Origin of the sequence: Psychromonas ingrahamii 37, assembly GCF_000015285.1 — a bacterium.
Lineage (GTDB): Bacteria > Pseudomonadota > Gammaproteobacteria > Enterobacterales > Psychromonadaceae > Psychromonas > Psychromonas ingrahamii.
The window spans coordinates 4,023,024-4,035,257 of record NC_008709.1; the positions used below are offsets into that span (position 1 = coordinate 4,023,024).

Annotated in this window: 12 protein-coding genes; 3 read left to right on the forward strand and 9 right to left on the reverse strand. The window is 40.6% G+C overall.

Translation table 11 applies throughout. The features are described from left to right. Nucleotides 1-190: 190 nt before the first annotated feature. Nucleotides 191-1,786 (forward strand): ABC-F family ATPase, encoded by a 1,596-nt coding sequence (locus PING_RS16805; RefSeq protein ID WP_041766651.1) that lies wholly within the window; start codon nt 191-193, stop codon nt 1,784-1,786. Nucleotides 1,787-1,876: 90 nt separating this feature from the next. Here the strand turns inward: PING_RS16805 and PING_RS16810 are convergent, their stop codons facing one another. Together PING_RS16810 and PING_RS20770 are read right to left on the reverse strand one after the other, a co-directional pair. Continuing rightward, a complete protein-coding gene (locus tag PING_RS16810) occupies nt 1,877-2,725 on the reverse strand; it encodes a hypothetical protein (RefSeq protein ID WP_011771500.1) in 849 nt (282 codons plus the stop codon). 58 nt (nt 2,726-2,783) lie between these two features. Next, nucleotides 2,784-2,927, reverse strand: a complete 144-nt coding sequence (locus tag PING_RS20770) for a hypothetical protein (protein WP_157035395.1) — start codon at nt 2,925-2,927, stop codon at nt 2,784-2,786. A gap of 186 nt (nt 2,928-3,113) precedes the next feature. Between PING_RS20770 and PING_RS16815 the strand changes: the two genes are divergently transcribed. Further along, the gene (locus PING_RS16815) at nt 3,114-4,166 is read left to right on the forward strand and encodes an aldo/keto reductase (RefSeq protein ID WP_011771501.1); all 1,053 of its coding nucleotides are present in this window, start codon (nt 3,114-3,116) and stop codon (nt 4,164-4,166) included. A gap of 84 nt (nt 4,167-4,250) precedes the next feature. Here the strand turns inward: PING_RS16815 and clpB are convergent, their stop codons facing one another. From clpB to rluD, 3 genes are all read right to left on the reverse strand, one after another. After that, complete coding sequence (gene clpB, locus PING_RS16820; protein ID WP_011771502.1) at nt 4,251-6,824, reverse strand: ATP-dependent chaperone ClpB; 2,574 nt, start codon at nt 6,822-6,824, stop codon at nt 4,251-4,253. 127 nt (nt 6,825-6,951) lie between these two features. After that, complete coding sequence (gene pgeF, locus PING_RS16825; RefSeq protein WP_011771503.1) at nt 6,952-7,695, reverse strand: peptidoglycan editing factor PgeF; 744 nt, start codon at nt 7,693-7,695, stop codon at nt 6,952-6,954. A gap of 13 nt (nt 7,696-7,708) precedes the next feature. Beyond that, nucleotides 7,709-8,677 (reverse strand): 23S rRNA pseudouridine(1911/1915/1917) synthase RluD, encoded by a 969-nt coding sequence (gene rluD, locus PING_RS16830; protein WP_011771504.1) that lies wholly within the window; start codon nt 8,675-8,677, stop codon nt 7,709-7,711. Between the two features lie 197 nt (nt 8,678-8,874). On the opposite strand from rluD, the gene PING_RS16835 reads away from it, so the two are divergent. Further along, nucleotides 8,875-9,648 carry an outer membrane protein assembly factor BamD gene (locus PING_RS16835; RefSeq protein WP_011771505.1) on the forward strand — a complete coding sequence of 258 codons (774 nt, stop codon included), beginning with the start codon at nt 8,875-8,877 and terminating at the stop codon, nt 9,646-9,648. A 136-nt stretch (nt 9,649-9,784) separates the two neighbouring features. On the opposite strand, the gene glnB is transcribed toward PING_RS16835, so the two are convergent. The 4 genes from glnB to lspA form a co-directional block, all read right to left on the reverse strand. Further along, nucleotides 9,785-10,123: a nitrogen regulatory protein P-II gene (gene glnB, locus PING_RS16840; protein ID WP_011771506.1), complete on the reverse strand. Its 339-nt coding sequence runs from the start codon at nt 10,121-10,123 to the stop codon at nt 9,785-9,787. A gap of 153 nt (nt 10,124-10,276) precedes the next feature. Beyond that, nucleotides 10,277-11,221 carry a 4-hydroxy-3-methylbut-2-enyl diphosphate reductase gene (gene ispH, locus PING_RS16845; protein WP_011771507.1) on the reverse strand — a complete coding sequence of 315 codons (945 nt, stop codon included), beginning with the start codon at nt 11,219-11,221 and terminating at the stop codon, nt 10,277-10,279. 46 nt (nt 11,222-11,267) lie between these two features. Continuing rightward, nucleotides 11,268-11,717 (reverse strand): FKBP-type peptidyl-prolyl cis-trans isomerase, encoded by a 450-nt coding sequence (fkpB, locus tag PING_RS16850; protein WP_011771508.1) that lies wholly within the window; start codon nt 11,715-11,717, stop codon nt 11,268-11,270. Further along, nucleotides 11,710-12,231 carry a signal peptidase II gene (gene lspA / locus PING_RS16855; protein ID WP_011771509.1) on the reverse strand — a complete coding sequence of 174 codons (522 nt, stop codon included), beginning with the start codon at nt 12,229-12,231 and terminating at the stop codon, nt 11,710-11,712. Before lspA ends, fkpB begins: the two co-directional genes overlap by 8 nt. Nucleotides 12,232-12,234 lie beyond the last annotated feature (3 nt).

Genomic DNA, 12,234 nt, shown 5'->3' on the forward strand with positions numbered 1-12,234 from the left:
AGCCTAGATTAAGTGCCACAACCCAGTTGGCAAATTAATGTGTGAAATTCGTACAAATGCAACGTGATTAACCTCACGTTTTCTGTATAATGGTATCACTATAAAACTGTAGGGTTAACAGCCCTAACACAAACCATATAAACATAGCGGGGTTTACAAATAAACCTCGCCTTGAATTAGGAAAATCGCCTTGTTAAGTACGAACAACATCACCATGCAGTTTGGTGCAAAACCTTTATTCGAAAATATCTCAGTTAAATTTGGTAATGGTAACCGTTATGGCCTGATTGGTGCCAACGGTTGTGGTAAATCAACGTTCATGAAAATTTTAACTGGCGACTTAGAGCCAAGTGCCGGTAATGTTGCCAAAGATCCTAACGAACGTATTGCAAAACTGCATCAAGACCAGTTCGCTTTCGAAGAATTCTCGGTACTTGATACCGTATTAATGGGTCACAAAGAGATGTGGGCTGTGATGGCTGAACGTAATCGCATCTACAGTCTGCCTGAAATGAGCGAAGAAGACGGCATGAAAGTTGCCAATCTTGAAACTGAATTCGCCGAGATGGACGGTTATACTGCCGACGCCCGCGCCGGAGAATTATTACTGAGCGTTGGTATCCCGCTGGACTTGCACTACGGCTTAATGTCAGAAGTAGCACCGGGTTGGAAACTGCGTGTACTGCTTGCACAAGTCTTATTCTCAAATCCAGAAATTATGTTACTTGATGAGCCAACCAATAACCTGGACATTGATACTATCCGCTGGTTGGAAGACGAGTTAAAAGCACGTCAATGTACTATGGTTATCATCTCACATGACCGTCATTTCTTAAACTCAGTGTGTTCTCATATGGCCGATATTGATTATGGCGAACTGCGTTTATATCCCGGCAACTATGATGAATACATGACGGCAGCAACACAGGTTCGTGATCGTCTATTGTCCGATAATGCCAAGAAAAAAGCGCAGCTTTCTGAACTACAGGATTTTGTTAGCCGTTTTTCTGCCAATGCATCAAAAGCCAAACAAGCGACCTCTCGTGCAAAACAGATGGATAAAATCGTACTCGATGAAGTTAAACCATCAAGCCGTGTTAATCCTTATATTGTTTTCAAACAAGAGAAAAAACTGTTTCGTACTGCACTGGAAGTCACTAAGGCCTGTAAATCTTTTGATAAAGTCCTGTTTAAGGACTTTAACCTGATGGTTGAAGTGGGTGAACGTATTGCTATTATTGGCCAAAATGGTGTAGGTAAAACAACATTATTACGCACTTTAATGGACCACACTCAATTAGATTCAGGTCAGTTTAAGTGGTCTGAAAATGCGCACTTAGGTTATTACGCGCAGGATCATGCTTACGCTTTTGAAAAAGACCAAACTTTAATGGAATGGATGAGTCAATGGATGAAACCCGGCGATGACGAACAATCTATCCGCGGTACATTAGGGCGTTTACTGTTTGGCTCAAACGACATCGGTAAATCCGTGAAAATCATTTCCGGTGGTGAGCAAGGCAGAATGTTATTTGGTAAATTAATGATGGACTTGCCCAATATACTATTAATGGATGAACCCACCAATCACTTGGATATGGAATCTATTGAGTCGTTAAACTTAGCGCTTGATAATTATAAAGGAACACTCTTATTTGTCAGTCATGACCGTGAGTTTGTCTCTTCATTAGCAACGCGTATTATCGAAATCAAAGCAGATAAAATTATTGATTTCCACGGCACCTACAGTGAATACCTTAATAGCCAAGGTGTTGTATCCGCTTAATAGGGTTAATATAATCTCCCATGCAAAACATGGGCATTAAAAAAAGGGCCTAGTGCCCTTTTTTTGTTGTTATGGAATGACATGATCAGCTTACTTTTTTAATAAATAGAGATACTGCAGGTCATTACCCCATAAATGAATAAAGCGACGTTTTTTGTCCTTACTTAATACACATTTTCCAAATAAGATAAAACCTGCACTTTCTAGATCAACCGCCTCCTTAATATCAAAATGGCTTAACAGCTCATCCCGATACTTTGAAATCGGTAAAGCAGCACTGGAATTTTCCACAGGATTAAGCCAATTTAAGGTTTTATCCGCATTAGAAATAGTTCCCCAATAGATACGCGGAGCATTATTTTCCATGGGCTGCGCATCTCTAATATTGACGAACAGGTTTTTAGCACGCCATTTATGTTTCTCACTGGTATAAATCCAAAGATCAGAATCCGCCAACGAACTACCGCGCAATAAACTCATCAGCAGTTTTTTTAACCCCTGCTTACTGACTTTTGACTCTGATTTAGCAGCTTCTTGAACTTCTGCAGGCTGTGTATTAAGTACTTTATTGGGGATTTTTTTGACGCTCTTCGATGCTTTTTCTGGAATATTTTTAGCTTTAACAAGTGGAGCACTAAAATCAATCACTAAGGAATCGCTTTCAAGCAGTACTTTTTCAACTTCAAGCAGCTGCTTTTCTTCCTCTTTTTTACGCACTGAGGGGTTAAACTCGGCACAATCAATTTTATGGTAACGGGAGCCGAAACAAGCTTGTCTGCCATCAATAGAGGCTTTGCGAAAGTAAGCTTTTTGTTGACAGACAGGGCAGATTAGAAAATGGCGTAATTTATCAAGCTCACTCGCAGCTAAAATCTTAAACTCAAAAATAGAATAGGTTTTAGGATTGTCAGGATCATAATTACAAATTGCATCTAACATATTTTCCCTTGCAATGGCGGATCAATTGATAGCATAACTATATCACTATCCCGCAGCCTCATTCGCATAAAAAACTGTCCTTAAGAATCGTAAAACGGCGGTTTTTAGAATGCCCACCAGCATAAAAATAGTCGTTTAAATCTTTATTCAGATCCGCTTTTATTGGACTATTATTGACAATTATTGGCTGTTCTTCAATCACAGCTTCACCGTTACAGGTTTATTAATATTCAAAAAAACATTAAAAATTGTGAGATTTATTAATTTATATAAGGTAGCTTTACTTCGTCAGTCATTTAAACAGTATAGTATTTGAATACTGTTATTTACGACAACCAATATAATTTATTTTTAGCTTGTGATATTAACATCTATTTAAGGAATCAGTATGGAGTTTACAACGTTGGGAAGCAGTGGACTTCCAATATCAAAAGTCTGTTTAGGATCGATGACTTGGGGATTACAAAATAATCAACAGGATGCAAATCAGCAAATAGACTATGCCATTAGCCAGGGTATTAATTTTATTGATACAGCTGAAATGTATGCAGTGCCGCCCTCGCCCGATACCTATGGAAAAACAGAAAGCATTCTGGGTAACTGGCTGGCGGAAAATAAAAATAAGCGTAAAGATCTGATCATTGCCACTAAAATAGCCGGTGCCGGTGTGCCCTGGATACGTGATGGTGGACCTATTACGGGTGATGCAGTTGTGGCAGCGGTAGATGCTTCTCTGAAACGTTTACAGACTGATTATATCGATCTTTATCAGCTGCATTGGCCAAATCGAACTTCTCCCCATTTTAACAAACACTGGCCAAATCAATTAACATTCAGTGAGGTCAGCGCAGAGGATCACACTGCACAAATGTTAGATATTTTACAAGGGCTTAACCGCTGCGTTAAAGCCGGGAAAATACGTCATTGCGGATTATCTGACGACACCCCTTGGGGCATTAATACCTACCTTAAATTAAGCGAAAAACACGATCTGCCAAGAATGGTTTCAATACAAAATGAATTTAGCTTACTGCATGCTAAGGACTGGCCTTATTTAATAGAAAACTGTATCCATGAAGATATTGCTTATTTACCATGGTCCCCGCTTGCGGGTGGGATGCTAAGCGGTAAATATCTCAATGGTGCCCGTCCAGAGGGCAGTCGCTGGACATTGGAGCAGCGTAATGGTTTATTCCGCGATACACCGGCGGCACAAAAAGCAATTTCAGCCTATGCCGAGATAGCGAAACAAAACGGCTTTACGCCCGCTCAATTAGCGCTCGCCTGGTGCAATCAAGTTGATGGTGTCACCTCAACTATTATTGGCGCGACAAATATCAACCAATTACAGGACGATATTAAGGCATTTTCAATGCCCTTAAACCAACAAGCGCTCATTGATATAGAGTCTGTCTTTAAAACCTACCCTGTGCCTTTTTAAACTAAACGCATAAACCAGAAAACCACCGCTAATTAAATTGGCGGTGGTTTTCTATGTACTTCAAGCTGCATCTGCCTGCGCTATTTATTGCACAAATTCAATTTTTCCATCAATAACCTCCGCCCGTATCTCTTTACCCGTTTGCAAACGTCCAGACAGGATATCCTGCGCTAAGGAGTTTTCCAGCAATTGCTGAATGGCACGTTTTAAAGGTCTGGCGCCATAAACGGGATCATAACCCGCGTCCACTAACAATTGGATAGCTTGGTCAGTAAAGGTGACCAGATAATCTTTATCAGTAAGACGTTTTTGTAAAGATCGTAATTGAATCTCTGCAATCGATTTAATGTGCTCCCTGCCTAATGGATGGAAAACCACGGTTTCATCTATTCTATTTAAAAATTCGGGTTTAAATTGGCTCGCTAATATATCCAGCAGATAAGATTTAATTTCATCATAGCTGACTTTATCAAACTTCTCCTGAATAATATCTGAACCGATATTTGAGGTCATGATAATAACGGTATTACGGAAACTAACGGTACGCCCTTGTCCATCGGTTAAACGTCCGTCATCTAATACCTGTAATAAAATATTAAACACGTCTGGGTGGGCTTTTTCTATCTCATCTAATAAAATCACTGAATAAGGTTTACGACGCACAGCTTCCGTTAAATATCCACCCTCTTCATATCCTACATATCCGGGAGGTGCCCCCACTAAACGGGACACTGAAAATTTTTCCATAAACTCAGACATATCAATGCGCACCATATTGTCCTCACTGTCAAAGAGGAAATTAGCTAATGCTTTACAGGATTCAGTTTTACCCACCCCCGTTGGCCCTAAAAAGAGGAAAGAGCCGATCGGACGATTGGGATCGCTTAACCCCGCTCGGCTGCGGCGAATAGCATTAGCGATAGCGTCAATGGCTTCGTTTTGGCCTATCACCCGGGAATGCAGATGCGTTTCCATTTTAAGGAGTTTATCGCGTTCCCCTTCAAGCATTTTAGCCACCGGAATACCCGTCCAATGAGCAAGGATTTCAGCAATTTCATTTTCGGTTACCGCATGTTTTAATAGGGTAGTCTCCTGCATTTCAGCTTGTGCTGCTTGTACTAACTGTTTTTCCAATGCAGGGATTACACCGTACTGCAATTCAGACATTCGGGTTAAATCGACTGCCCGGCTGGCAACTTCAAGATCTAAACGTGCCTGTTCGATGGATTGTTTAATATTCTGCGTACCTGACAGAGCGGCTTTTTCGGCGCGCCATACTTTATCTAAGGCCAAAAATGCCTGTTCTTTTTCCGCTAGAGCGCTTTCTAAATCAGCTAGACGTTTAATACTGGCTTCATCAGTATCGTTTTGCAGCGCCTTTTCTTCTAACTTTAACTGGATGATTTTCCGCTCTAACTTATCTAACTCTTCTGGCTTAGAGTCCATCTGCAGACGGATGCTTGATGCCGCTTCATCAATCAGGTCAATCGCTTTATCGGGGAGCTGGCGATCGGCAATATAACGATGGGAAAGTGTCGCTGCCGCTACGATCGCAGGATCGGTAATTTCGACCTTATGATGGAGTTCATAACGCTCTTTTAAACCACGTAAAATGGCAATAGTATCTTCAACCGTTGGTTCATCGACCAGCACTTTTTGGAAACGGCGTTCAAGGGCGGCATCTTTTTCAATATATTTACGGTATTCATCCAGAGTAGTTGCCCCTACACAGTGCAGATCTCCCCGCGCCAGGGCCGGTTTTAACATATTACCCGCGTCCATCGCACCATCCGCTTTGCCCGCACCCACCATAGTATGTAATTCATCAATAAAGAGAATGATTTTTCCCTCTTCTTTAGATAACTCACTCAATACCGCTTTTAATCTTTCTTCAAATTCACCGCGGTATTTTGCGCCGGCAATTAATGCCCCCATATCCAGTGACAATACCCGTTTATTTTTTAAACCTTCCGGCACTTCGCCATTAATAATACGCTGGGCCAGACCTTCGACAATAGCGGTTTTACCCACACCCGGCTCACCGATAATAACCGGATTATTTTTAGTCCGGCGTTGCAGCACCTGAATCATACGACGTACTTCATCATCGCGACCAATGACCGGATCCAACTTGCCCTGCTCAGCCTGCTCGGTTAAATCAATCGTATATTTAACTAATGCTTTCTCTACCCCCTCAGCATCCTGATCCGTGACATTTTGGCCATTGCGAATTTTTTCAATCGATTTTTCAACTTTTTGTTTATTCAAACCGAATTTTTTTAAAATGTCACCTAAACGCCCCTTATCTTCACAAGCCGCGACTAAAAAAAGTTCTGAAGAAATAAATTTATCCTGGGATTTTTGGACATATTTGTCGCACAGATTAAACAACGTATTAAGTTGAGCGGATATCTGAATATCACCGCCGATACCGGTTACTTTTGGAAGGCGATCCAGCTCAGTGGAAAGTTCTAATCGTAAGGCACTCAGGTTCACCTCCAAATCTGCAAATATTGGCCGCAGTGAACCACCATCTTGATTTAGGAGAGTAAGCATAATATGAATGGGTTCAATATATTGGTTATCATGCCCGAGTGCTAAGGATTGAGCATCGGCAACTGCTAATTGAAACTTACTGGTTAATTTATCCATGCGCATAGGAAAACCCTCAATAATAATATAGACATAAAGAATGGTGGTTAATTGAACAATTTCAAGGAGGAAAGATAAAACAGCTGCAATTTTTGATGAAAAGGATGGTTTTTTAAGAGCCCTACTATTTTGTCTACTTATTAATCCAGATTAAGGTGGCCATTCGCCCCGTGACACCATCGCGACGATAGGAATAAAAAAGGTCGGCTCGGTTAAAGGTGCAGTATTCACTGGCTGTGATTTCAAAGACATTAAAGGGGGCTAAACGTAAACGCGCCAACTGCTGTAAATCAGCCAACCAACGATCCCCAAAAGCGCTAAAGGCTAAGCTAGCTTGTCCGTTTTCAGCAATAAACGCAGCCCGTACCTCACTACCGACCTGAAAAGCACTTTTACCAATACAGGGCCCCAACCAAACCAGTAAATCATTTGCATTGACGGCTAACTGAGCACAAATAATCTTAATTGATTTTTCAATAATACCATCACATAAACCTCGCCAACCGGCATGGATAGCACAAACAAAAGTACCCAGCTTATTGGTAATAAGCACCGGCAAACAATCTGCCGTCATAATAATACAGGGGGTGTTATTACAATGACTCCATGCCGCATCAGCGGTCAGAGGACCTGCAGTGTTTTCTTTAAGCTCGAGTAAAATAGTACTGTGAACCTGATTTAACCAGCAAATATCCCCGGTTAAGGACAAAGTATTGGCTAAAGTGCTGCGATTTTTGCCGACAATAAGGGGATCATCGCCAACATGTAAACCTAAATTCAGCTCAGAATAAAGGCCTGAGCTAACTCCACCAAGACGGGTGCTGGAAAATGCTTGAATATGTGCAGGAGCAGACCAGTTTGGTTTTAGCAACTGCACATCAGAATCCTTATTAACCACCGTGCAGAATCATATCTTGGCGTAACGCCTCTGCTAATTCGGCCATATCTGCAGGCAGTGGCGCATGCCATTCCATTATTTCACCGGTAATAGGGTGCGCTAAACGTAACATAGTTGCATGTAATGCCTGACGTCTAAAACCACGTAACGTTGCTAATAATGCCTCGGAAGCACCTTTAGGTGGACGAGGACGACCACCATAAACCGGATCACCTGTCAGTACATGACCTATATGCATCATATGGACTCGAATTTGGTGTGTACGACCGGTTTCAAGGCGTAATCGCAACCGTGTATGAGCACGATATTTCTCAGAGACACGATAATGAGTCAGAGCATGTTTACCACCCGTTGAATTAACCGCCATTTTAACACGATGTACTTTATCTCGCCCAATTGGAGCTTCGACAAATCCACCAGCAGTAAAGCCTCCCATGGCAATCGCTTCATACTCACGAGTAATTTCACGCGCTTGTAAGCTGGTCACTAAATGTGTTTGTGCCGGTACCGTTTTGGCCACAACCATCAGTCCAGTTGTGTCTTTATCTAAACGATGCACAATACCCGCTCTAGGTACTTCAATAATTTGCGGAAAATGATGCAACAGTGCATTTAGAACAGTACCATCGGGATTACCTGCACCGGGATGCACAACTAAACCGGCCGGTTTGTTAATCACTAAAATATCGTCATCTTCATAAACGATCTCTAATTTGATCTTTTGCGCTTTAAAAACGACTTCATCTTCGAGTACAGCTTGAACTCCTACCGTTTGCCCGGTATAAACTTTTTCGCGAGGACGATTAATGACTTCGCCATCAATTTTGACCATATCAGCCAAAATCCATTCTTTAATTCGCGTACGGGAATAGTCAGGGAATAGTGACGCTACTGCCTGATCTAATCGAAAGCCGAGTTGTTGATCAGTGACTTCTGCGCTAAGGTTTAACTCTTGACTCATATATTGTTCTCTTTTTCTACACTATTGTTTGATAGCAAATGGATTAATTCTTTTCCCTGGATGAGAGTAATTTAATCAAACCGTTATAAATAAAATTTATTTAGCTGTGATACAGTCACATTTTATCTTTTTTAACTTTTCTTTTATGGATTGATAGAAGATACTGTCCCTTTATCTGCATTGGCATTATAACACTTATGAAAAAGATCCTCAGACTAATAACCTCCTCTCTTATGATTGTTTTATTAAGCACCGGTTGTTCATCTAAAAAAGCTGAAAAACCTAAAGTGGATGATAAACCACCCATGGTACTTTATGAACAAGCAAAACAAGCATTAGAGTCTGCAAGTTTTGAAAAAGCATCTGATATTTTAGAGGCCTTGGATACCCGTTACCCCTTTGGCCCACATTCAGATCAGGTGCAATTGGATCTTATTTACGCTTATTACAAACGTGGTGAAACAGCCTTTACACTGGCCAACATTGACCGGTTTCTTCGCCTGAACCCAACACATCCCGACCTTGATTATATTTATTATATGCGTGGTTTAACCTATATCAGCGCAGATCAGCAATTTTTCCAGGACTTGTTTGGTATCGATCGTTATAACCGAGATCCAAACAATGCAATCCAAGCCTTCAAAGACTTATCAAGAATTATCAAATATTACCCAAGCAGCGAATATGCTGTCGATGCGCAACAAAGGATAATAGATCTAAAAGATCGTTTAGCACGCTATGAAATTGGGATTGCGCAGTGGTATCTCAAACGTGAAGCTTATATTGCCGCCATTAATCGTTGCAAAATAGTCTTAAATAATTACCCCGATATGCCGGCTGTTGAACAGGCGCTAGAGATTATGATTGCAAGTTATAATGTCTTAGGTATTGAAGAGCCTAAAATGAATGCCTTGGCCGTATTAAAATTAAACTACCCGAAAAACCTGACGCTGATAGATGTTAAACCTTAGAATTAATTTTATCCTGACACATTATCATTGGAAAAAGGTGCGTGGCTAAAAATGCCTTATAGCTGTAAAATATCAATGTAACGAATATAAAAAAAGGAGAACTAAGTTCTCCTTTTTTTATATTCGGCCTATAAGACTAAACGGCTTCGTTATCTTCTTCACCAGTACGGATTCGAATAACACGTTCAACCGGCATAACGAAAATTTTACCATCGCCTATTTTACCTGTTTGTGCAGTACCCATAATGGCTTCAATACAGCGGTCAACGTCTTCTTTTTTAACGACTAACTCTATTTTTACTTTGGGTAAAAAATCAACCATGTATTCAGCACCGCGATAAAGCTCAGTATGCCCTTTCTGACGACCAAATCCCTTCACTTCAGAAACAGTCATACCAGTGATATCGATATCAGCAAGCGCTTCACGAACATCATCCATTTTAAATGGTTTAATTATTGCTTCTATTTTTTTCATCGAAATCTCTTTATGTTGTTTTTAAACGAAAATATATCCCACCACTTTAATACTAATGACGGTAAATATACAGATAGAAAATGCAAAAAATGCTACGCCAGTTGTATTTTCAAATGTATTCCACTCTAAAAAAGAAAAGTCATTTTATAAAAATCAATCGATCTGCTTAATGCGCAGCTCGGCGGGCACTTCAAAGATAATATTTTCTTCAACACCCAAATTTTCAGTCACCACAGTACCACCTAGTTTTTTGAGCCTGGCAATCACCTCTTTCACCAGCACTTCCGGGGCAGAGGCCCCCGCAGTAACGCCAACCACTTTTACATTTTCAAGCCACTCAGTTTTAATATCTTTTTCACTGTCAATAAGATAGGCATTCACACCGACACAACTTGCTTTTTCCTGTAAACGATTGGAATTCGAAGAATTGGTCGAGCCAACCACTAAAACAAGATCACTTCTTTCAGCAAGCGCTTTAACGGCATCCTGACGATTTTGTGTTGCATAACAGATATCATCTTTACGTGGCCCATCAATCTTAGGAAATTTCTCGCGCAATGCCTTGATAATATTTGCGGTATCATCAACCGACAGAGTCGTTTGAGAACTAAAACAAAGACTGTTGGGATTTTTAACCTCTAATTTTTTGATATCTTCAGGCGATTCAATCAAATAAATCCCACCCTGTGGGTTATCATATTGCCCCATAGTACCAACGACCTCAGGATGGCCTTGATGACCTATTAAAATACATTCCTGCCCGCGACGACTGGCACGCGTCACTTCCATATGCACTTTAGTTACTAACGGACAAGTTGCATCAAAGATTTTAAGATCGCGCCGTTTGGCTTCTGCGCGCACCGATTGTGCGACACCATGTGCACTAAAAATAACAATACTGTTCTCAGGTACTTCATCTAACTCTTCGACAAATACGGCGCCACGGGCTCTTAAGTCATCAACCACATACTGGTTATGAACAACTTCATGACGCACATAAATGGGGGGTGTAAAAATATCTAAGGCACGATCAACAATTGAAATAGCACGATGGACACCCGCACAAAAACCACGCGGATTCGCTAAAATGATTTCCATAAATAACCTTTATTTAAGAAGCTCGAAGCTCAAAGCTCAAAGCTATTTAGTTTAAAACTTCTAATACATCCACTTCAAAGGTAACCGTTTGACCGGCAAGTGGATGGTTAAAATCAACAGTAACACTGTCGGCGATAATTTCACGAATAATACCAGGAAGTTCCTCACCATTTGGCTGCGTAAAGGTAATAATTGAACCGATTTCTGCAGGCACATCACTGCTGAATTTATTTAATTCAAGGTGATGAATATTATCCGGATTAGACAACCCAAAGGCAGACTCAGGCGCCAGCGTAAAGGTTTCTGATTGCCCAACCTGTAAACCAAGCAAACAATCTTCAAAACCAGCCGTTAAACTGCCATCACCCATAACAAACTTTGCAGGTTTGTTGGAAATTTTAGTACTGTCAACGGCAGATCCATCGGATAAACGAATCGAAAAATGCATCAGTACTTCACTTTTTTCTATAATAGACAGGTTCTTAACTTCAGACATTTTTATTTCCCTTTGGTTGTTTAATTGGTTTTGCCTGTTTGGCAAAAAAAGACTCAAAAATCATTATTACAGCCCCCGTAAAAATAGCACTATCTGCAATATTAAAGGTTGGCCAGCGATAAAAACCTAAATCAAAATCTAAAAAATCGATGACATAACCAAACATCATACGATCGACTACATTGCCAAGCGCACCCGATAAGATCAATGCATAAGCACAGTTAATCCAACGATCTGTCGAAGCATTTTTCTTTAATAAGTAAACTAAATAACTTGAAACGACGATTGCAATGGCCGTAAACAGATATCTTTGCCACCCTCCTGCATCACCTAAAAAGCTAAACGCTGCACCGTAATTTCTTGCGTAGGTAAAGCTAAAGAATGAAAAAATCTCATAAGATTCATATAAATCTAATGATTGTATTGTCCAATACTTAGTTACTTGGTCAAGCGCTAACATGATTGCGGCGAGCCATAACCAGCGCAAACCTGATTTTTCTATTATTTCTGCCATTCT